At 70.5% G+C, this 19,270-nt stretch carries 16 protein-coding genes; 5 read left to right on the forward strand and 11 right to left on the reverse strand.

What is annotated here, in order from left to right; genetic code table 11:
* Positions 1-98: 98 nt before the first annotated feature.
* Together ACQPYK_RS34935 and valS are read right to left on the reverse strand one after the other, a co-directional pair.
* Positions 99-1,277, reverse strand: coding sequence for an AI-2E family transporter (locus tag ACQPYK_RS34935; protein ID WP_433240698.1), 1,179 nt, complete (start codon positions 1,275-1,277; stop codon positions 99-101).
* Between the two features lie 281 nt (positions 1,278-1,558).
* Positions 1,559-4,111 carry a valine--tRNA ligase gene (valS, locus tag ACQPYK_RS34940; RefSeq protein ID WP_433240701.1) on the reverse strand — a complete coding sequence of 851 codons (2,553 nt, stop codon included), beginning with the start codon at positions 4,109-4,111 and terminating at the stop codon, positions 1,559-1,561.
* An 85-nt stretch (positions 4,112-4,196) separates the two neighbouring features.
* Between valS and ACQPYK_RS34945 the strand changes: the two genes are divergently transcribed.
* Positions 4,197-4,493 carry a DUF4235 domain-containing protein gene (locus ACQPYK_RS34945; protein WP_433240704.1) on the forward strand — a complete coding sequence of 99 codons (297 nt, stop codon included), beginning with the start codon at positions 4,197-4,199 and terminating at the stop codon, positions 4,491-4,493.
* A gap of 30 nt (positions 4,494-4,523) precedes the next feature.
* On the opposite strand, the gene ACQPYK_RS34950 is transcribed toward ACQPYK_RS34945, so the two are convergent.
* From ACQPYK_RS34950 to ACQPYK_RS34970, 5 genes are all read right to left on the reverse strand, one after another.
* Positions 4,524-5,897 (reverse strand): alpha,alpha-trehalose-phosphate synthase (UDP-forming), encoded by a 1,374-nt coding sequence (locus ACQPYK_RS34950; RefSeq protein WP_433240707.1) that lies wholly within the window; start codon positions 5,895-5,897, stop codon positions 4,524-4,526.
* A gap of 53 nt (positions 5,898-5,950) precedes the next feature.
* Complete coding sequence (locus tag ACQPYK_RS34955; protein WP_433240710.1) at positions 5,951-6,757, reverse strand: hypothetical protein; 807 nt, start codon at positions 6,755-6,757, stop codon at positions 5,951-5,953.
* An 82-nt stretch (positions 6,758-6,839) separates the two neighbouring features.
* Positions 6,840-7,139: a DUF4193 domain-containing protein gene (locus ACQPYK_RS34960; RefSeq protein WP_012893211.1), complete on the reverse strand. Its 300-nt coding sequence runs from the start codon at positions 7,137-7,139 to the stop codon at positions 6,840-6,842.
* A gap of 290 nt (positions 7,140-7,429) precedes the next feature.
* Entirely contained in the window at positions 7,430-8,749 is a 1,320-nt protein-coding gene (locus tag ACQPYK_RS34965; RefSeq protein ID WP_433259014.1) for a sensor histidine kinase, read from the reverse strand.
* Between the two features lie 71 nt (positions 8,750-8,820).
* Positions 8,821-9,474 (reverse strand): response regulator transcription factor, encoded by a 654-nt coding sequence (locus tag ACQPYK_RS34970; RefSeq protein WP_433240714.1) that lies wholly within the window; start codon positions 9,472-9,474, stop codon positions 8,821-8,823.
* Between the two features lie 217 nt (positions 9,475-9,691).
* Here ACQPYK_RS34970 and ACQPYK_RS34975 point away from each other — a divergent pair, with 217 nt between their 5' ends.
* Complete coding sequence (locus tag ACQPYK_RS34975) at positions 9,692-9,856, forward strand: hypothetical protein (RefSeq protein WP_433240717.1); 165 nt, start codon at positions 9,692-9,694, stop codon at positions 9,854-9,856.
* A 154-nt stretch (positions 9,857-10,010) separates the two neighbouring features.
* On the opposite strand, the gene ACQPYK_RS34980 is transcribed toward ACQPYK_RS34975, so the two are convergent.
* Positions 10,011-10,805, reverse strand: a complete 795-nt coding sequence (locus ACQPYK_RS34980; protein ID WP_433240720.1) for an inositol monophosphatase family protein — start codon at positions 10,803-10,805, stop codon at positions 10,011-10,013.
* Positions 10,806-10,854: 49 nt separating this feature from the next.
* A complete protein-coding gene (locus ACQPYK_RS34985) occupies positions 10,855-12,837 on the reverse strand; it encodes a S9 family peptidase (RefSeq protein WP_433240722.1) in 1,983 nt (660 codons plus the stop codon).
* Positions 12,838-12,950: 113 nt separating this feature from the next.
* On the opposite strand from ACQPYK_RS34985, the gene ACQPYK_RS34990 reads away from it, so the two are divergent.
* Positions 12,951-13,919 (forward strand): ferrochelatase, encoded by a 969-nt coding sequence (locus tag ACQPYK_RS34990; RefSeq protein WP_433240725.1) that lies wholly within the window; start codon positions 12,951-12,953, stop codon positions 13,917-13,919.
* A gap of 13 nt (positions 13,920-13,932) precedes the next feature.
* On the opposite strand, the gene ACQPYK_RS34995 is transcribed toward ACQPYK_RS34990, so the two are convergent.
* Complete coding sequence (locus ACQPYK_RS34995) at positions 13,933-15,198, reverse strand: lytic murein transglycosylase (RefSeq protein WP_433240728.1); 1,266 nt, start codon at positions 15,196-15,198, stop codon at positions 13,933-13,935.
* Between the two features lie 120 nt (positions 15,199-15,318).
* Between ACQPYK_RS34995 and ACQPYK_RS35000 the strand changes: the two genes are divergently transcribed.
* Together ACQPYK_RS35000 and ACQPYK_RS35005 are read left to right on the forward strand one after the other, a co-directional pair.
* A complete protein-coding gene (locus ACQPYK_RS35000) occupies positions 15,319-16,521 on the forward strand; it encodes an MFS transporter (protein WP_433240731.1) in 1,203 nt (400 codons plus the stop codon).
* A 93-nt stretch (positions 16,522-16,614) separates the two neighbouring features.
* Positions 16,615-17,931 carry a D-arabinono-1,4-lactone oxidase gene (locus tag ACQPYK_RS35005; RefSeq protein ID WP_433240734.1) on the forward strand — a complete coding sequence of 439 codons (1,317 nt, stop codon included), beginning with the start codon at positions 16,615-16,617 and terminating at the stop codon, positions 17,929-17,931.
* A gap of 25 nt (positions 17,932-17,956) precedes the next feature.
* On the opposite strand, the gene ACQPYK_RS35010 is transcribed toward ACQPYK_RS35005, so the two are convergent.
* Complete coding sequence (locus tag ACQPYK_RS35010) at positions 17,957-18,940, reverse strand: hypothetical protein (protein ID WP_433240737.1); 984 nt, start codon at positions 18,938-18,940, stop codon at positions 17,957-17,959.
* Positions 18,941-19,270 lie beyond the last annotated feature (330 nt).

A 19,270-nucleotide genomic window follows, 5' to 3' on the forward strand; every position in this document is an offset into this window, starting at 1 on the left:
CCTGGACTGCGGGGATTCCTCATTCCCCGGATTCGCCGGGCTCGCGGGACTCACCGGTGCTGACCGCCTCACCCGCCCGGACCGGCCAGGGCGCCGGCTCAGGCCGGTTCTGAACCCGGTTCGGGCTCGGGCTCGGGCTCCGATCCTGCTCCAGGTCCGGCTTCAGGCCCTGGCTCAGGTCCTGGTCCGGGCCCCGGTTCGGGCACCGGTGGAAGCGCGGGTTGCTCGCTTCTGAGCTCGGGCAGCGCCCGGTAGATCACGGCGGCCACCGGCACCGCCACCGCGGCCCCCGCGATGCCCGCCAGGATGCCGCCCACGGCCAGGACCAGGATGATGGCCAGCGGGTGGAAGTTCAGGGCCCTGCCCACGATCAGCGGCTGGAGCACGTGGTTTTCCAGCTGCTGCTCCACGACCAGGACGCCGAGGAAGATCAGGGCGTAGATCGGCCCCTTGGCGCCGAGGGTGACCAGGGTCGCGACCGCGCCGGCGAAGAAGATGCCGACGATGGGGATGAAGCTGGCCAGGAAGATCAGCACGGCGAGCGGCGCCCAGAGCGGCACGCCCATCCCGGCCAACACGATGCCCATGATCACACCGTGCACGGCGGCCACCGCCACCGTGCCCTGCACGTAGTGCGAGAGCGTCACCCAGGCGGTCCGCCCGGCCCGGTCGACACGGGGGGCGGCCGAACCGAACGCCCTCAGGAACCACGCCCAGATCCGGTCGCCGTCCTTGAGCAGGAAGAAGGTGACGAACAGCAGCAGCACGATGGAGGCCAGCACCTCCAGCGCCACCGTGGCGCCGGTGAGCACGGTCTGGGTGATGCGCTCCTGCTGCCTGGTGACCTGTGTGGCGATCTCGTCGATCCATTTGCTGAGCTGGTTGGGCTGCAGGTGCAGCGGTCCGGTGTAGAGCCACTCCTCCACGGTCTTGGAGGTCGCCTTCACCTGGTTGACCAGCCCGGGGAACTCGGCGTTGGCCCGCGTCCCGATGATCCAGCCGGTGCCGCCCAGCACCGCGAGCGCGATCAGCATGGTGATCCACGTGGCGTAGATCGGCCGGATGCCCATCGCCCGGAGCCTGCGGGTGATGGGGAACAGCAGCGCGGTCAGCAGCAGCGCGATGGCCACCGGCAGGACCACGATGTGCAGCGTGGCGATGAACTGCGCGAAGTAGAAGACGGCCCAGCCGATGATGATCAGGCACAGACTCCACGCGGCCAGCCGAATCAACGTGCGCGGCACCAACTGTGTCAGGCGTTCCCGATCGACGATCACGCATTCCAGACTGTCACGCCGCGGCCTGGAATGCGCATGGTTATCTCCCGGACACGAAAAAGGAGGGCCCGGCGGGCGGCCGGGCCCTCCTTCTGTCTCATCTCGCGTGCGGTCCGGGTCAGCGCTCCTGCGGCGGCCGGGAGATCACCCTGTCGTCGAGGTAGCAGCTGCAGTTTCCACACCCTGGAGTCATGCCCTGTCCTCCCCTCACCTGTCGTGTCTCGACCGTACGGCAGGAGCGTCCGACCGAAAGGACAGACTTGTGTGCGGGATCAGCGGGATCAGGCGAGGGCGACCTCCACCAGCAGGTCCCCCTCTCCAGGCTGGAGCACGAACTCCTCGATGACGCCCGCGCCGCACAGGTCGTCCTGCGCCTGCCGTACGAGATCGGCCTGGGCGCCGGTGACGGTCAGCCGGGAGACCTCGCCGCGCATGGAGAGCCTGGCGTCGGACTTGGCCTTGCGCACCCGGCCGAGGACCGCGGCGACCACCGGGAGCAGCTCCGCCTCGCCGGTCCGGCCGGAGGCCGTGGGCCAGGGCGCCCGGTGGACCGAGCCCTCTCGCCACCAGGACCAGACCTCCTCTGTGACGAACGGCAGGAACGGCGCGAACAGCCGGAGCATGACGTCCAGCGCCTCGCGCAGCGCCGCGTGGGCCGAGCGCGCGGCCGGGCCGGTGTCGTAGGCTCTGGACTTGACCAGCTCCAGATAGTCGTCGCAGAACTCCCAGAAGAACCGCTCGGTCCGCTCCAGCGCGCGGGTGTAGTCGTAGGCCTCGAAGGCCTCGGTGGCCTCGGCGACCACCTGCGCCAGCCGGGCCAGCATCGACAGGTCGATGGGCTCGGTGACCTCGCCGCCGTCCTCTCCCAGGCTCAGGACGAACCGGGAGGCGTTCAGGATTTTGATCGCCAGGCGGCGACCGATCTTGATCTGGCCGGTGTCGAACGCGGTGTCGGTGCCCGGCCGGCCGTTGGCCGCCCAGTAGCGGACCGCGTCGGAGCCGTACTGCTCCAGCAGGCCCAGCGGGGTGACCACGTTTCCCACGGACTTGGACATCTTCTTGCGGTCCGGGTCGAGGATCCAGCCGGAGATGGCGGCGTTGCGCCAGGGCAGGGTGCCCCGCTCCAGGTGCGCCCGGACCACGGTCGAGAACAGCCAGGTGCGGATGATCTCGTGGGCCTGCGGACGCAGGTCCATCGGGAAGACCCGCTCGAACAGATCCTCGTCCCGCTCCCAGCCGCCGGCGATCTGCGGGCTCAGCGAGGAGGTGGCCCAGGTGTCCATGACGTCGGGGTCACCGGCGAAACCTCCCGGCTTGCCGCGCTGGTCCTCGGTGTAGCCGGGCGGCACGTCGGTGGAGGGGTCCATGGGAAGCGTGGACTCCTGCGGCAGGATCGGCGAGGAGCGGTCGGGCTCGCCCGCGCCGTCCAGCGGATACCACACCGGGATCGGGACGCCGAAGAACCGTTGCCGGGAGATCAGCCAGTCGCCCGCCAGGCCCTCCACCCAGTTGTCGTAGCGGACCTTCATGTGGGGCGGATGCCAGGCCAGCTCCTCTCCCCGCGCCAGGAGCGCGTCCCTGAGCTCGCGGTCGCGCCCGCCGTTGCGGATGTACCACTGGCGGGTGGTGACGATCTCCAGGGGCCGGTCCCCCTTCTCGTAGAACTTCACCGCGCGCTTCACCGGCCGTGGCTCGCCCTCCATGTCGCCGCACTCGCGCAGCAGCTCCACGATCCGCTCGCGGGCGCCGTGCATGGTCTTGCCCGCCAGCTCGGCGTACGGCTCGGCGGGGACGCCCTCGGGCGCCTCCGGGAGCATCCGGCCGTCCCAGCCGACGACCGCCCGGGTGGGCAGGTTCAGCTCGCGCCACCAGGTGACGTCGGTGACGTCGCCGAAGGTGCAGATCATCGCGATGCCGGAGCCCTTGTCGGGCTCGGCCAGGTGGCGGGCCAGCACCGGCACCTCGACGCCGAACAGCGGCGTCCGCACCGTGGTCCCGAACAGCGGCCGGTAGCGCTCGTCGTCCGGGTGGGCGACCAGCGCCACGCAGGCGGGCATCAGCTCGGGACGGGTCGTCTCGATCCAGACCCGGTCGCCGAACCCCTCGGCCCGCCGCTCCCGCGGCAGCGTGAAGCCGACCCGGTGGAAGGCTCCGGGCCACTCCCGGTCCTCCAGCTCCGCCTGGGCGACGGCCGTGCGGAAGGTGACGTCCCACAGGGTGGGCGCCTCGGCCATGTAGGCCTCGCCCCGGGCGAGGTTGCGCAGGAACGCCCGCTGGGAGGCGGCCCGCGCGCCGCCGTCGATGGTGGCGTAGGTCAGCGACCAGTCCACCGACAGGCCCAGGCGGCGCCACAGCTCCTCGAAGGCCTTCTCGTCCTTGAGGGTGAGCCGCTCGCACAGCTCGATGAAGTTGCGGCGCGAGATGGGGATCTGCCGCGGATCACCCCCGCGGCCGCGGGGACCCTGCGCGGGCGGCTCGAATTGCGGATCGTAGGGGAGGGAGGGGTCGCAGCGCACGCCGAAGTGGTTTTGCACCCGGCGTTCGGTGGGCAGGCCGTTGTCGTCCCAGCCCATGGGGTAGAAGACCGCACGGCCGCGCATGCGCTGGAAACGGGCGATGGTGTCGGTGTGGGTGTAGGAGAAGACGTGGCCGACGTGCAGGGACCCGGAGACGGTCGGCGGCGGGGTGTCGATCGAGTAGATCTCGTCCCGCGTGCGCGACCTGTCGAAGCGGTAGGTGCCTTCGGCCTCCCAGCGGGCTACCCATACCGCTTCCAGCCCGTCGAGAGCAGGTTTCTCGGGCATGGGCGCATGGCGCAGTCGCTGTTGTGTCATGCCTCCCTATGGTATGGCTTCACGCGATGTCGTGCTGGGGGAGACTAGTGTTCTTGTGCAGAGTGGAATAAGGGGAGGAACCCATATGGCCGACAAGACCGAGAAGCAGGACATGGCCTGGCGGGCCATCGGCGGCCTGGTGGGGCTGGCCACGGCCTGGGGCGCCAGGAAGGTCATCGGTTTCGCCTGGGAGAAGACGACCGGCAGGAAGCCGCCGGCGGACAACGAGTCGCTGGACATCAGCCTCGCTGAGGCGATCGGCTACGCCGTGGTGATGGGAGTGGGCATGCAGGTCGCCCAGATCGTGGTCGCCCGCACCGCCAGGAGGCGTTACAACGCCTGGAAGTCCCTGAAGGACACGGCCAGGGAAGTCGCTTCCTGACGGAAGGGGCGCGCCGCCGTACCCCGAGGGTCAGAATTCGAGGGCGGCCAGAAACTCCTTCGCCCAGCGGTCCACGTCGTAGGTCGCCACCCGTCTGCGCAGCGAGCGCATCCGGCGGGACAGATCGTGCGGCGTGGCCCGCATCGCGGTCAGCATCATCCGCTTGAGCCCGTCGATGTCGTAGGGGTTGACCATGAACGCCTGGCGCAGTTCGTCGGCCGCCCCGGCGAACTCGCTGAGCACCAGCGCGCCGCGCAGGTCGTTGTGGCAGGCGATGTACTCCTTGGCGACGAGGTTCATCCCGTCGCGCAGCGGCGTCACCACCATCACGTCCGCGGCCAGGTAGAGCGAGGCCAGCTCGTCACGGCCGTAGGACTGGTGCATGTACTGCACCGGCTGCAGGCCGAGCTCCCCCTGCTCTCCGTTGATCCGGCCGACCTGTAGCTCGATCGAGTCGCGCAGCCGCATGTACTCCTCGACCCGCTCCCGGCTCGGCGTCGCGATCTGCACGAACGCCGCCTCCCCGGGCTTGATCGAGCCCTCGCACAACAGCTCCTCGAACGCCTTCAGGCGCTGACCGATGCCCTTGGTGTAGTCGAGCCGGTCGACGCCGAGCAGCATGCATTCGGGGTCGCCCAGTTCGGCGCGGATCTCCTTGGCCCGCTCGATGATGTGGGGCTGGCGGACCAGGGTGTCGAGCTCGCCGAAGTCCACCGAGATCGGGAACGCCGCGGCCCGCACGACCCGGTCCCCCACCTGGATCTCGTTCTTCTGGTGCTGGAGCCCGAGCAGGCGGCGGCAGAGCCGGATGAAGTTGGACGCGCCGCCGGGGCGCTGGAATCCGACGAGGTCGGCACCGAGGAGGCCCTCGACGATCTCCCGCCGCCACGGTAGCTGCGAGAACAGCTCGACCGGCGGGAAGGGGATGTGCAGGAAGAAGCCGATGCGCAGGTCGGGGCGGAGTTCGCGCAGCATGGCCGGGACCAGTTGGAGCTGGTAGTCCTGGATCCACACGACGGCGTTGTCGGCGGCCTCCGCGGCGGTGGCCCGGGCGAAACGCTCGTTGATCGTCCGGTAGGCCTCCCAGGTGACGCGCGAGTAGATCGGGGTGGCGACCACGTCGTGGTAGAGCGGCCAGAGCGTGGCGTTGGAGAAACCCTCGTAGTAGAGCTCGACCTCCGACTCCGACAGCGGCACGGGGATGAGGTGCATGCCGTCGTGGTCGAAGGGGTCGAGATGTTCTTCGGGAGCGCCGTGCCAGCCGATCCAGGCGCCTTCCCGGCGCTGGAGGACGGGGGCGATCGCGGTGACCAGGCCGCCGGGACTGCGCCGCCACATGCTCTCACCCACCCGGTCGACGGGAAGGCGGTTAGCCACGATCAGAAATGAGCTGCGGCCCTGCACAGATTCCTCCAGATAGTCGTCTTACCTATAACGACTACCCATTTCGGGCGATTCTATGACTTTCCACGTGGAAGTGCCCGATGAGTCCTCAGATCGGCCCGGACGACGTCGGCCAGCTTCCTGGTCGCCGCGCGGTTGAGCACTCCGCCGGCCACGGCTCCGGTGAGGAAGGGACCAAGGGTGGTCAGGTGGCGCCCGAGGGTGCGCATCAGCCGGTTGCGCAGCGCGGTCTTGGTGGCGGCGCCCAGGGCGATGGTGACCGAGCCGGGAGCCATGGGATCGACCCCGCGCTGCTTGGACCAGGCGGTCACGAAGGCCACCGCCCGCTGGGAGCCCGTGCCGGGCACCGGTATGCCGTAGACCTCGTGCAACTCGGCGATGAGTTTGACCTCGATCGCGGCGACCACGAGGGTCTCGGCCACAAGCTGGGCGGGGGCGGACAGCAGGAGGGGCGGGGCGGCGAACTCGGCCGCGGCGAGGGCTCCGCCGATCGCGCCGACCGTCATGGTGGCCTTGGACGCGGTGCGCGACAGATCGTCGGCGAGGGCTTCGGCGGTGAGCCCGTGGTGGTGCTCGGAGAGGGTGGCGAGGTCGCGGATGGGGATGCGGGGGGCCACGGCCATGAACACCTCGGCCAGCCACCGGCCACGGCCCGTCCCGGAGGCCTTGGCCTTCTTCGCCCCGTCGGCCAGCGTCATCGTCAGGCGGCCGAGCAGCCGTCGCCGCTCGGCGCCATCCATCTCACCAGGCTCCGTGAGCCTGCCGACGAGCTCGGCCGCTTCGTGCTCCGGCGTGCCGGCCGACTCCGCGGCCGTGGAGTCGCCCGGCTCGGCACCGGTCTGTTTGTTCTCTGACGTCATGTCTCGGAACCTCCTCAAGGCTGTCCTGGGGCCCTACCCTTCCATTGGAGGGCACACATCGGACAGGCCATCGGAATCATCGTCAGGCCGCGCACTCCCGGCAGATCTGCTGGCCGTTCCTCTCAACGGCGAGCTGGCTGCGGTGGTGCACGAGGAAACAGCGCGCACAGGTGAACTCGTCGGCCTGACGAGGAATCACCCGGAGCGAAAGCTCCTCGTTGGACAAATCCGCACCTGGCAGTTCGAGCGACTCGGCGAGATCCGTCTCGTCGATGTCGATGCTGCCCGAGGACTTGTCGGTACGGCGTGCCTGCAGTTCCTGAAGACTGTCCTCGTTGAGGTCGTCGTCAGTCTTGCGTGGGCTGTCGTAATCGGTAGCCATCGGTCTGCTCCATCCCCCTCATCTATCCTGTTTGCGCTCGTCGATCCGTCTGCGCCGGCTCGCGCGTGTGTAACGTCTGAGAGGCCCAACTTGTGCCCGATCCGACAGAGAGATTCTGCTTCGGTACCCCGCCGGAATGGTCACTGAACCTCCCTACACGCGTGAGACACACCGCCAATAGGCGTGGTTAGCCAAATATGGCGTAAACCACATCATTGGCGGCATGAACCACCGTGTTCGACGGCACATCCAACCACATGTACGGCGTGAACGAGACGCCCCCCGCCGGATCAACGTGATTGGAGTCTCACGGTCACCACGAGGCCTCCTCCGTCCCTGGGGACGGCGGCCACGTTGCCCCCGTGAGCCCGCACGACCGCACGGACGATGGACAACCCGAGACCCGCCCCCCGCGCCGATTCGACCCGGTCGGCGTTGAGCCGCCGAAACGGCTCGAACAGGCTGTTCACCTCGTATGCGGGGACATGCGGCCCCGTGTTGGCCACCTGAACAACCAGGGCCCCCTCCACCATTCCCGTCCGCACCCAAAGACGTCCGGATTCCGAGAGGTTGTGCTTTATCGCGTTCTCCACCAGGTTGGCCATGCAACGCTCCAGCAGGACCGGATCGCCTTCGGTCCCGGCGCTCTGCAGCTCGGCGGTCATGGTGACCCCGGCCTCCTCGGCACGCGAGGCCAGCTGGTCGACGACGGTCTCGGCGACGTCCTTCATGTCCACCGGCTTGCGCACGCTCAGCTCGCGCTCGCTGCGGGCCAGCAGCAGCAACCCCTCGATGAGCTGCTCGTTGCGGGCGTTGACCTCCAGGAGGGTACGGCCCAGCGCCTTGAGGTCGCCCGAGGCCTCGGGGTCCCCCAGAGCGATCTCCAGGACCGTCCGATTGATCGTCAACGGGGTGCGCAGCTCGTGCGAGGCGTTGGCCACGAACCTCCGCTGTGTGTCGAACGCCACATTGAGCCTGGTCAGCATGGCGTCGAAGGTGTCGGCCAGCTCCTTGAGCTCGTCGTCCGGGCCCTTGAGGCCGATCCGCTCGTGGGCGAGCGTGGTGCCGGAGAGCTTTCGGGCCGTCGCGGTCATCTGCTGGATCGGCTTGAGCGCCCGGTCGGCGACGAGGTAGCCGATGATGATCGCCAGGATGCCCACGCCGGCCAGGGCCAGCAGCGATCGGCTGAGCAGGGCCTTGCGCGCCTCGTCGATCGCGGCGTGCTGGTACCAGGTCCACTGCTGCTGGAACTTCTGCTCGTAGGCGAGCGGCGCGTCCGGCAACGTGACGCCCGGCCAGGCCTCGTTGATGGCCCAGCCCACCATCATGTAGATCACGAACAGCAGCAGCATCCCGGCCACGAAGAACAGCACGCCGTAGGTGATGGTGAGCCGCCACCGGATGCTGACCCGGTCGACGACCGCCCGCACCCGGTCGAGGAACGTCGGCCGCGCGGCGGAGGCGTCCACCGGAGGCGGGCCGTCCCACACCGGCGGACCGGTCGGCGGCGGAGGCTGAAGCCGCGCCGAAGAGACGACCGCGGGCGTCGTGGGAGCGGGGACCGGCCGCTCGCCCTTGCCGGCCCTCCTCCCGGAATGCGGGCTGATCATCGGGTGAGTGGGCACGGAACCCTGCGGCTCGCCGGCCGCCGGCCGTTCCTCTCCCCCGCCTGCTGGAAAACTCACAACTTGTATCCGACCCCGGGCACCGTCTCGATCACCTGAGGCTCGCCCAGCTTCTTCCTCAGGGTCATCATGGTGACGCGCACCACGTTGGTGAACGGATCGATGTTCTCGTCCCACGCCTTGTCCAGCAGGTCCTCCTGGCTGACGACGGCGCCCTCGGCGCGCATCAGCTCCTCAAGGACCGCGAACTCCTTCTTGGTGAGCGCGATCTCCTCCCCGTTCCTGGTGACCAGCCGCTTGCCCGGGTCCAGGCGCACCCCGGAGCGCTCCAGCACCGGCGGCAGCGCCGGGGCCGAGCGGCGGCCCAGTGCCCGCACCCGCGCCACGAGCTCGATGAACACGAAGGGCTTGGCCAGGTAGTCGTCGGCGCCCAGCCCCAGTCCCTCGACCTTGTCGTCGACGTCACCGGACGCGGTCAGCATCAGGATCCGCGACGCGGTCCGCTCGGCCACCAGGCGACGGCAGACCTCGTCCCCGTGGACCTTGGGCAGGTCACGATCCAGGACGATCACGTCGTAGTCGATGTAGCCGGTCCGTTCCAGCGCACCGGCGCCGTCGTAGGCCACGTCCACGGCCATGGCCTCGCGCCGCAGCCCGGTCGCGATCGCATCGGCGAGCACCCGCTCGTCCTCAACCACAAGCACCCGCACGGCCTCTGGTACCTCCCGCGAAGTAGGGAAAAAAGCCGCTGGAGCGGCTACTCATTGTCGCCACACCCCCCGTAAGTCGGCGGTAAGCCGGGGCCACGACGGCACTGTCCGTGATGTGTGACACATACAGGTTTAGTCCATGCCTGATGGTGGGTACAGCCGGAGCCAACCCCCAAATCAGCCCTACCCTTCAGCCCCCGTTGAGAAAGAAGGTGAGATGGGCGAGTTCACGACCACGATCGAAAACCGCCTCGACCAGGCCTACAAGAACCTGCAAGAGGCCAGATCCGCCGGTGACGACTACCTCGCCGACACCTTCACCGCCGAGATCGAGGATCTCCGCCGTCTGGCCACGGACAACGGCGTCCCCGTTCAGCGCTGATGTGGAGAGAGCCCCCCGGCGACGCGCCGGGGGGCTCTCTCGTGCGCGGACGTTTCACCGCGCGCCCATGACCTCCGCCTCACGCGCGAGGCGTTCCGGGCGCGAGGCGTTCCCACGAGGCGTTCCGGGCGCGCCTCGGACGTCGCGCTCCGCCTCAGGCGTCGCGCTCGGGGTTCAGCGGCACCAGCAGGTCGTGCAGCTCCTCGAACAGGCCGGGCGCCGCGCAGAGCGTGAGGTCCGGGTTGGCCGGCCGGCCGTTCAACCCGCCGATCACGGCCCCGGCCTCGGTGGCGACCAGGCCCCCGGCCGAGTAGTCCCAGATCTGCGGGCCCCGCTCGTAGTAGCCGTCCACCCGACCGGCCGCCACCGAGCACAGGTCCGCCGCCGCCGACCCGGCCCGGCGGATGTCACGCACGCGCGGCACCACCTCGGCCAACACCTCCGCCTGGACCTTGCGCCGTCCGACCTCGTAGCCGAACCCGGTGGCGATCAGGGCCCGCTCCAGCGGCACATCGGTGTTGCAGCGCAGCCGCTCCCCCGCCAGCCACGCGCCCTCCCCTCTGGCCGCGGTGAAGACCTCGCCCCGGGGCACGACGTTGACCACGCCCGCCACGACCTCGCCGTCGACCTCGACGGCGATGCTGACCGCCCAGTCGGGCAGGCCGTACAGGAAGTTGACCGTCCCGTCGATCGGATCCACGATCCAGCGGACCCGGCCGCCGCCGGTCGAGCCGCCCTCCTCGCCGAGGATCGCGTCGTCCGGCCTGACCGCCCTGATCCTGGAGCGGATCAGCTCCTCGGAGGCCTTGTCCAGCGCGGTCACCACGTCGGTGGGGCTGGACTTGGTGGCCAGCACCTCGGGCCGGGCCGGCCGTTTGGCCAGCAGCATCTCCCCGGCCTCCCTGGCGATCTCCTCGGCCAGGTGGGCGAAGGTCCCTACGGTTTCCACAGCCGCTCCCTCCTCGTCACTTCACGGTCGGCTCCGCTGCCCGGCGGACTCATGAAAGCGACTCCGGCCGCTTCCATTCCAGGCCGAGAACATGCTGGGCGAGGAAGGCGAGGACGGTTTCGTACCAGACCACGGCGTTGCCCGGCTTGAGCACCCAGTGGTTCTCGTCGGGGAAGTAGAGGAACTTCGACTCCACCCCCGAACGCTGCAGATCCCACCACAGGCGCAGGCCCTCGCCGATGGGCACCCGGTAGTCCTTGTCGCCGTGGACGACCAGCATCGGCGTCGAGATCCGTGCCAGCGACCGGTGCGGGGAGAGCTTGCCGTACAGTTCGCCGCCGACCGCGCCGAACTCCCGCTGCCAGTACATGGGGGCGTCGGTGGTTCCGGCGAACTGGTCCAGGTGCCAAAGGGAGGCATGGGTGACGATCGCCTTGAAGCGGTCGGTGTGCCCGGCGACCCAGTTGGCCATGTAACCGCCGAACGAACCGCCCATGGCGGCGGTCCGGGTGGCGTCGACCTCCGGCAGCTCCAGCGCGGCGTCGGTGATCGCCATCAGGTCGGCGTGGGTGCGCGGGCCCCAGTCGGCCCAGCCGCGCCGGATCATCTCGGGCCCGTAGCCGGTGGACAGGCACGGGTCGGGCATGAGCACGGCGTAGCCGTGCTGGGCCATGATCCACGGGTTCCACCGCCAGGACCAGTCGTTCCAGCTCCCCAGCGGGCCACCGTGGATCCACAGCAGGAACGGCGCCGGGTTCTCCGCCGAGGCGCCCTCTGGCAGCACCAGCCAGCCCCGCACCGTCGTGCCGTCGTCGGCGGTCGTGGCGACCTCGGTCAGGGTGCCGGGCAGTTCCAGGTCGGGCGCCGGCGAGGCCAGTTCCTCGATCGTGCCGTCGGCCGCGACGCGGACCGGCCCCGGGGCGTGGTCCACGGCGCTGCGCAGCGCGTAGACGGCGCCGTCGGGCGCGACGCCCAGCGACAGGTAGGCGGCGTCGTCGGCGGTGAGCCGCACGGGCTCGGCGCCGTCGGCAGGGACCCGGAAGATCGGACGGCGGCCCTGGTGGTCGGCGGCCACGTACAGGGCGCGGGAGTCGGGCGCCCAGGCGACGTCCGCAGGCCACAGCCCGGCGCCGACGGCGTGCCCCTCGCCGGTGGCCAGATCGACGATCCACAGGGTGGGCTCGGGGATCGTGCCGGTGTCGGCGTGGTTGGCGCGCACGCACGCCACCAGGCGCCCGTCGGGCGAGACCCGGACCGGGCCTTCGAAGTCATGACCGTCCTGCTCGGCCAGGACCCGCTGGGCTCCGGCGTCGGCCGCGTCGATCGCCACCAGCCGGGAGCGCTGCTCGCCCAGCGGCAGCGGCACCGTCCAGGTCGTCACGACCGTCGCGCCGTCAGGGGTCACGTCGTAGGAGGCGTTGACCAGTGCCTTGCCCGGCTGCGGGGTGAGGTCCTTGACCTCGGTCAGCCGGTCGTCGCCGAGAACGCCGGCGAACAGCCTGGGCTCGCCCGGCCCGAGGTCGTGATCCCAGTAACGCACCAGGGCGCTCTCGTGCAGGATCGCGCCGATCCCGGCTTCCTTGCGGCTCTTGCGCCGCTCGTCCTCGGTCGCCTCGTCGCCGGGCAGGACGTCGGAGCCGAAGATCACGCTCCGGCCGCCGGTCGCGAATCCGGCCACGCCGCCGGGCCTGGAGGCGATCTGCCTGGCCTCGCCACCGGCCGCGGGCAGCAACCAGAGCGCCGGGACCTCCTCGTCGGCGTCCTTGACCGTCGGGTCGGGACGGCGCGAACCGAACAGCAGATCTCCGGCGGCGGTGAACTCCGCCCCGGCCTCGCCCTTGACGGACCGGGTCAGCCGGTACGGCGCGCGGCCGTCGAGGGGGATCTCCCACAGGGACGTCCCGTAGGACCTGCCGTCGGGGTTCAGTGCCTGGACCACGCCGACCAGGCGGGTCCCGTCAGGGGAGAGCCGCAGGGACGTCACCCGCGGTAGGCCGACATAGTCGCGAATGTCGTTGAAAGGGGTCACCATCCGAACCTACCCCGGACCCCGTCGCCGGTCGCGCACCCGAAAAGGACACCGGTCGCGAACATTCGGGGGTGACTATGCAAGAGGACGCCCCGGCATGCGGTTTGATGAATGCCATGGGGACTTACGACGCGCTGCTCGTCGTCTCGTTCGGGGGGCCGGAGAAGCCCGACGACGTGATGCCGTTTCTGGAGAACGTGGTGCGGGGCCGGGGGATCCCGCGCGAGCGTCTGCTGGAGGTCGAGGCGCACTACCAGCGCTTCGGCGGGACGAGCCCGATCAACCAGCAGTGCCGTGACCTCATCGCCGCGGTCGAGCCGACCATCGACCTGCCGGTGTACTGGGGAAACCGCAACTGGCACCCCTATCTGGAGGACACGCTCCGGCAGATGGCCGCCGACGGCGTGCGCAGGTCGGCGGCCCTCGTCACCGCCGCCTACAGCTCCTACTCCGCCTGCCGGCAGTACATCGACGACATCGCGCTGGCCAGGGCGGCGGTCGAGAACGCTCCGGAAGTCGTCAAGCTCAGGCACTACTTCGACCATCCCGGCTTCATCGCGGCCATGGTGGACCACACCCGCGAGGCCCTGGAGGAGCTGCCGGCCGAGCACCGGGACGCCGCACGCCTGGTCTTCACCGCGCACAGCATCCCGACCTCGATGGCCGACACGGCCGGGCCGCGCGGCGGGGCGTACGAGGCGCAGCTGCGCCGGGCGGCCTCGCTCGTCGCCGCCGAGCTGGGCGGCGACCGGCGGTGGGATCTGGTCTGGCAGAGCCGCAGCGGCGCCCCGCACGTCCCGTGGCTGGAGCCCGACGTCTGCGACCACCTGCGGGAGATCGACGCCCCGGCGGTCGTGCTGGTGCCGATCGGGTTCGTCTCCGACCACATGGAGGTCGTCTACGACCTCGACGTGGAGGCCGCGGAGCTGGCCGGGGAGATCGGCCTCCCCCTGGCCAGGGCCGCCACCGCGGGCACCCACCCCCGGTTCGTCTCGATGATCGGCGAGCTGCTGGCCGAGCCCGAGCCGATCGCCTGCGCGGCCACCTGCTGCCCCGCCCCGCCGCGCCGCCCGCTCCACCAGTAGCCGGGGCGAGCCGTCACGGGTAGGCGCGGGCGTAGCCCTGGGCGATGGACAGGACCTTGCCGACATACGACCAAGAGTGGTTATAGAACCAGACGGCCTTCTCCAGCTTCTTGCCGCCCTGCCCGGCGCCGTTGGCGCACAGGTAGTTGGCCGTCGATGGGACGGCGTCGTAGGGGCTCCAGATGTCCGCGACGCCGTCGCCGTCGCCGTCCACGCCGTAGACCTTCCAGGTGGCCGGCATGAACTGCATCGGCCCCTGGGCTCCCGCCGAGGACGGCCCGTTGTTGCGCCCGTGCGAGCTCTCCACCTGGCCGATCGCCGCCAGCACCGTCCAGGACAGGCCCGGGCAGACACCGGCCGCCCTGCGATACAGCTCCAGGTAGCTGCCGGGCCGCCCGACCGTCACCTGCCGGACCGCCCGGGACCGCCCGGCGCTCTCGCCGGTGCCGGGCTTCCTCGCGGCGGCCGTCGAGACGGCTTTGCCGGTGTCGGCGCCCTTGGCCGGGACGGTCGCCTTGACGGCGGTGCGCACCGTACGGCTCGCCCCCACCGTGACCACCTGCGCGCCCGAGCTCAGCAGCTTGCGCACCCCGGCGTTCAGGGCGGCGGCCGCCTTCTCCGGGCCGTGTACCAGCAGCGCCACGCCCGGTAGCAGTCCGAGCCGCCGCCCGGTCTCCGCGCCCACCAGGCCGTCCACGCCGGGCAGGCCCAGCGCGGCGGACGCCGCGACCCGCAGCCGGGGACCGCCGTCCACCTGGTACTGCGAGCCGAGCACCAGTCCTAGCCGGCGCACGGCCGCGCTGTCGGCGACGAACTCCCCTCGCTCCAGCGCGTTCCAGACCTCGGGCTGCCCGGCCATGGCCTTCGGCGCCCATGCGCGAAACCTGGCCGGATCGACCGCGAGCAGATTGAGCCCCGTCCCGGACACCTTGACCGCTCCGCCGTCGAAAGAGTCGATCTTCTGGACGTGCCTGAGCCGGGAGATGTCTTCCTTGGTCTGCTGCGACAGCGTCGACTGGGCGATCACCAGCAGCCTGGGCGGAGTCAGTGTGATCGCGGGACCACCGCCGGTGCCGCGGGGCACCGGGGTCGGCGCGGTCGCCGAGGGACCGGCCTGGGGGATGATCCCGGCCAGGTCCCGAACCTCTGACTCGGTGGTGGTGGCCGTAAGGGAGTCGGCGGGGCGGGTGGCGATGAACACCGCGCCGCCGACGACCGCGAACGCGGTCACGACGACCAGCATCGTGACGAACGCCCGCAACCGGGGAAGATGCGACACCGCGCTCACGTTAGCCCGGATAAGCCATGATGTGTGCCATTGCACGGAAAATGGTTTGCTGGGCAGCGGTTTGATGCGAAATCGTCGGTACGATCTACGCCTGAGGCGCGCGAGGGGGAAGTGTCAGTGGTCGGGCCGTACCGGGGGCTGTTCAGCACGCCCGGCGTCAAGGGTTTCGTCATCGCGGGATTCGTCGGGCGGATGCCGATGTCGATGCTCGGCATCGGCATCATCCTGCTCATCGAGGCCCTCACCGACTCCTACGCCATGGCGGGCGCGGTCGCGGCCACCGTCAACGTCTCCTACGCCGTCGCCGCACCCCTGACGGGACGCCTGGTGGACAGGTTCGGCCAGGCCAGGGTAATCGTCCCGCTCACCCTGGCACACGGCACCGCGCTGACCGGCCTGATGCTCTGCGCGGAGTTCGGGGCGCCCGCGTGGACCCTGTTCGGCACCGGCGTCGTGGCCGGCGCGAGCGCGGTGTCGCTCGGCTCGCTCGTGCGGGCCCGCTGGTCGCACCTGCTGGCCGGGTCGGCCAAGCTGCACGCGGCGTTCTCCTTCGAGTCGGTCGCCGACGAGGTCATCTTCGTCGCCGGGCCCGCGCTGGTCACCGCGCTGGCCACCATGGCCAGCCCCTATGCCGGCCTGATCGTCGCGGTGGTCTGCACGATCGCGGGCACCCTGGCCTTCGCGATGCAGCGCGGCACCGAGCCGCCGGTCCGCCGTGGCGACCGGCATTCGGGCACCCCGATCACCATCCCCGGAGTGGCCCTGCTGTCGTGCGTCTTCCTGGCGATGGGGGCGGTCTTCGGTTCGGTGGACCTGATCACGGTGGCGTTCGCCGAGGAGCACGGGGCCAAGGCCGCCGCCGGGCTGCTGCTCGCCTCGGTCGCGGGCGGGAGCCTGGTCTCCGGGCTCTGGTACGGCGCGCGGCAGTGGAAGATCTCGCTGCGCAGCCGGTTCGTCCGCGCCCTGGCGGTGTTCGCGCTCGGGCTGACCCCGATCGCGCTGATCGGCGACGTCAAGATCATGATCCCGGCGCTGTTCCTCGCCGGGCTGGCCATCTCCCCGACGATCATCACCGGTTACACGCTGATCGAACGGCTGGTCCCGGCCCACCTGCTCACCGAGGGCATGTCATGGGTCTCCACGGCGGTCGGCTTCGGCGTGGCGCTCGGCGCCTGGGCGGGCGGCCGCCTCACCGACGCCTTCGGCGCCTCCAACGCCTACGGTTTCTCCTTCGCCTGCGCCATCCTCGCCATGGTCATCGGTGTCGGGGGCTCCGCCTGGCTGCGAACCCCTGTTCCTCAGCAGCAATCATGAGTATCGTTCACATTCGCGAGCGGAGCGGATGTGAACCGATGACCACGGGATCGACCATGCGCGCTCCGTGACGCCGACAGGCAAGGAGCATGCATGAGCGAGGTCTTCCGCAACTGGGCCGGCAACCAGTCCGCCACCGCGGCCGAGGTCCGCACGCCCTCCTCGACGGAGGAGGTGGCGCGGGCCGTACGGGACGCCGCCGGCGCCGGACGCCGGGTGCGCATGGTCGGCACCGGGCACTCCTTCACCGGGGTCGCGCTGACCGACGGCCTGCTGCTGCGGCCGGACGCGCTGACGGGGATCCGCGAGACGGGTGACGGCTGGGTGACGGCGGCGGCCGGCACGCCGCTCAACGTGCTCAACGAGGAGCTCGACCGGATGGGCCTGGCCCTGGCGAACATGGGCGACATCACGGCCCAGACCCTGGCCGGAGCCATCCAGACCGGCACCCACGGCACCGGCAGGGCGGTCGGCGGACTGGCCGACCAGGTGCTCGGACTGGAACTGGTGCTCGCCGACGGCGAGGTCGTCACGGTCTCCCGCGACGGCACCGGCAAGATCCGCGACGGAGTGAGCGAGCGTGACCTGTTCGACGCCGCCCGGGTCGGTCTGGGCGCGCTGGGCGTGGTGACCGCGGTGACCTTCCGGGTGGAGCCGTCGTTCCTGCTGCGCAGCACCCGGCAGCCGATGAGGCTGACCGAGATCCTCGACTCGCTCGACGAGATCACCTCGGGCAACGAGCACCTGGACTTCTTCTGGCTGCCCCACACCGACACCTGCCTGACCAAGCGGAACAACCGCAGCGCGGGGCCGGCCGACCCGCCCGGCGCGTTCCGGCACTGGCTCGACAACACCTTCCTGGAGAACACCCTGTTCGGCGCGCTGTGCGGGGTCGGCGCGCGCTTCCCGGGCGCGATTCCCCGGCTCAACGCGATCTCGGCGGCGGCACTGTCGGCCTCGACCCACACCGACACCTCATACAAGATCTTCACGAGCGTGCGGGAGGTGCGGTTCCTGGAGATGGAGTACGCGATCCCGCGTGAGCACCTCGGCCAGGCCCTGCGCGAGACCCGCGACCTGGTGGAACGGCGGAACTGGAAGATCACCTTTCCGATCGAGGTGCGGGTCACCCCGGCCAGCGACGCGTGGCTGTCCACCGCCTATGGCAGGGAGTCGGCCTATGTCGCCTGCCACATCTACCGGCCGACGCCGAACCCGGCCTACTTCGAGGGTGTCGAAGAGATCATGACCGGGTTGGGCGGCCGGCCGCACTGGGGAAAGCTCCACACACGCGACGCGGCCTACCTGGCGACGGTCTATCCCCGGTTCGGCGACTTCCGGACGCTACGGGACCGGCTCGACCCGGGGCGGGTGTTCGCCAACGACTATCTGAACGCCGTCCTGGGATGAACCGGCCGCACGGCCCGGCGTCCTCTCACTGACCTTCGGACGGGCTCTGCCGGTCCGGCGTGCCGTCCCCCTGGACCTCCTCCTGAGCGGGGAGGTCCGTCTCGCCCGGGGGCTGCGGGCCGGTCGGATCCGCGGTGGGCTCCGGCTCCGGGTCGACCGGGGCGAGAGTGGCCGTCGGAGCCGGGGTCGGCGTGCGGGCCGGGGGCGTGGGAGAGCCGGTGGGCTCCGCGGTGGGCTCCGCCGACGGCGATCCGGTCCGCCCTGGATCGGTGGTCGCGGCCGGCCCGGCGGTCTCGTCAGGGGTCGCCGCCGGGGAGGACGGAGCGGCCGGCCTGGACTGCTTGACCCGCTCGGGCCTCCTGTCCCGTTTGTCGGCACCGGGGTTGAGGCTGGTGCCCGAGCCCTGTTCGCCCTTGATCGTGCTCGACACGGGCTGTCCGGTGAGCCCCTCGAACCCCAGGATGACCCCCATGCCGAGCGCGAACGTCACCACCGCCGTCACCGCCGTCACCGCCGGCGACCAGACCTTGACCCGCGGCCCCCCGGTGATCCGGGGCAGCTCGGCCGTGGCCGGGTCGACGTCCACCAGGACGAGGTCGTCCAGGCCGTCGAGGCCCTGCCCGGCGGCGCCGACGACGGGGAAGACCGAGGTCGGGGCGTCCGGATCCACCGGAGCGCCCCCGGCGACCCTTCTCGCCGGGGCCTCGTCCCGTATGGTGGCCTGCACGGCCGTCGCGAGCTCGCCCTTGCCCTCCACCTTCCTAGGCGGGTCGTCATCGGCCTGCCCTCCCGCCTCGTGACCCACAAGGAGGGTGAGCTGGTCACCGGTGCGTTTGAGGTAGTGGGTGTAGACGGCCCCGCCGACCGTGCTGCCCACGCTCATCACGGCCGCGCCGATCACCGTGCCGGCGACGCCCAGATACGATGCGGCCACCGCCGCCGTCATCGTGGCCAGGGCGCCCCCCACGATCTGCGGCATGCTCAGCTCGAACCTCTGCCGGCCGCCCATTCCCCGAATCAGTCCCTTCTCACGAGCTTTCGGTAAAGGGGTGCGTAAAGGCTCCCTCGAAGAATGACGCATCCGCGTGTCCTGTTGTTCCTGTGACCTGTGCGACAGGCAGATTCGCAGACGCCCGCGCCGCCCAACCCCGAGGGAGTACGCCGGAGATGACATTCTCCCGCCGTTCAGACCGACCGCCGCTGCACGCCACACCGGTCGCCGCAATCACCTGTGCCGGCACCGGCGTCTTCACCTGCGCGGACCGCATGGGCTCGCCGCCGCACCTCCCCACAGCCGGAGCACGCCGCCCGGAGGCCGGCGGACGGGCCCCGACGTCAT

The sequence above is a fragment of the Streptosporangium sp. CA-135522 genome (assembly GCF_050949235.1).
Classification (GTDB): Bacteria; Actinomycetota; Actinomycetes; order Streptosporangiales; family Streptosporangiaceae; genus Streptosporangium.

What these genes read in the sequence shown, in the direction of transcription:
- ACQPYK_RS34985 (WP_433240722.1), bottom strand. Translation starts at nt 12,837, where the DNA reads ATGGTGACCCCTTTCAACGACATTCGCGACTATGTCGGCCTACCGCGG.
- ACQPYK_RS34975 (WP_433240717.1), top strand. Translation starts at nt 9,692, where the DNA reads ATGGGCGAGTTCACGACCACGATCGAAAACCGCCTCGACCAGGCCTAC.
- ACQPYK_RS34990 (WP_433240725.1), top strand. Translation starts at nt 12,951, where the DNA reads ATGGGGACTTACGACGCGCTGCTCGTCGTCTCGTTCGGGGGGCCGGAG.
- ACQPYK_RS35005 (WP_433240734.1), top strand. Translation starts at nt 16,615, where the DNA reads ATGAGCGAGGTCTTCCGCAACTGGGCCGGCAACCAGTCCGCCACCGCG.
- ACQPYK_RS34965 (WP_433259014.1), bottom strand. Translation starts at nt 8,749, where the DNA reads ATGATCAGCCCGCATTCCGGGAGGAGGGCCGGCAAGGGCGAGCGGCCG.
- ACQPYK_RS34960 (WP_012893211.1), bottom strand. Translation starts at nt 7,139, where the DNA reads ATGGCTACCGATTACGACAGCCCACGCAAGACTGACGACGACCTCAAC.
- valS (WP_433240701.1), bottom strand. Translation starts at nt 4,111, where the DNA reads ATGACACAACAGCGACTGCGCCATGCGCCCATGCCCGAGAAACCTGCT.
- ACQPYK_RS34945 (WP_433240704.1), top strand. Translation starts at nt 4,197, where the DNA reads ATGGCCGACAAGACCGAGAAGCAGGACATGGCCTGGCGGGCCATCGGC.
- ACQPYK_RS35010 (WP_433240737.1), bottom strand. Translation starts at nt 18,940, where the DNA reads ATGGGCGGCCGGCAGAGGTTCGAGCTGAGCATGCCGCAGATCGTGGGG.
- ACQPYK_RS34955 (WP_433240710.1), bottom strand. Translation starts at nt 6,757, where the DNA reads ATGACGTCAGAGAACAAACAGACCGGTGCCGAGCCGGGCGACTCCACG.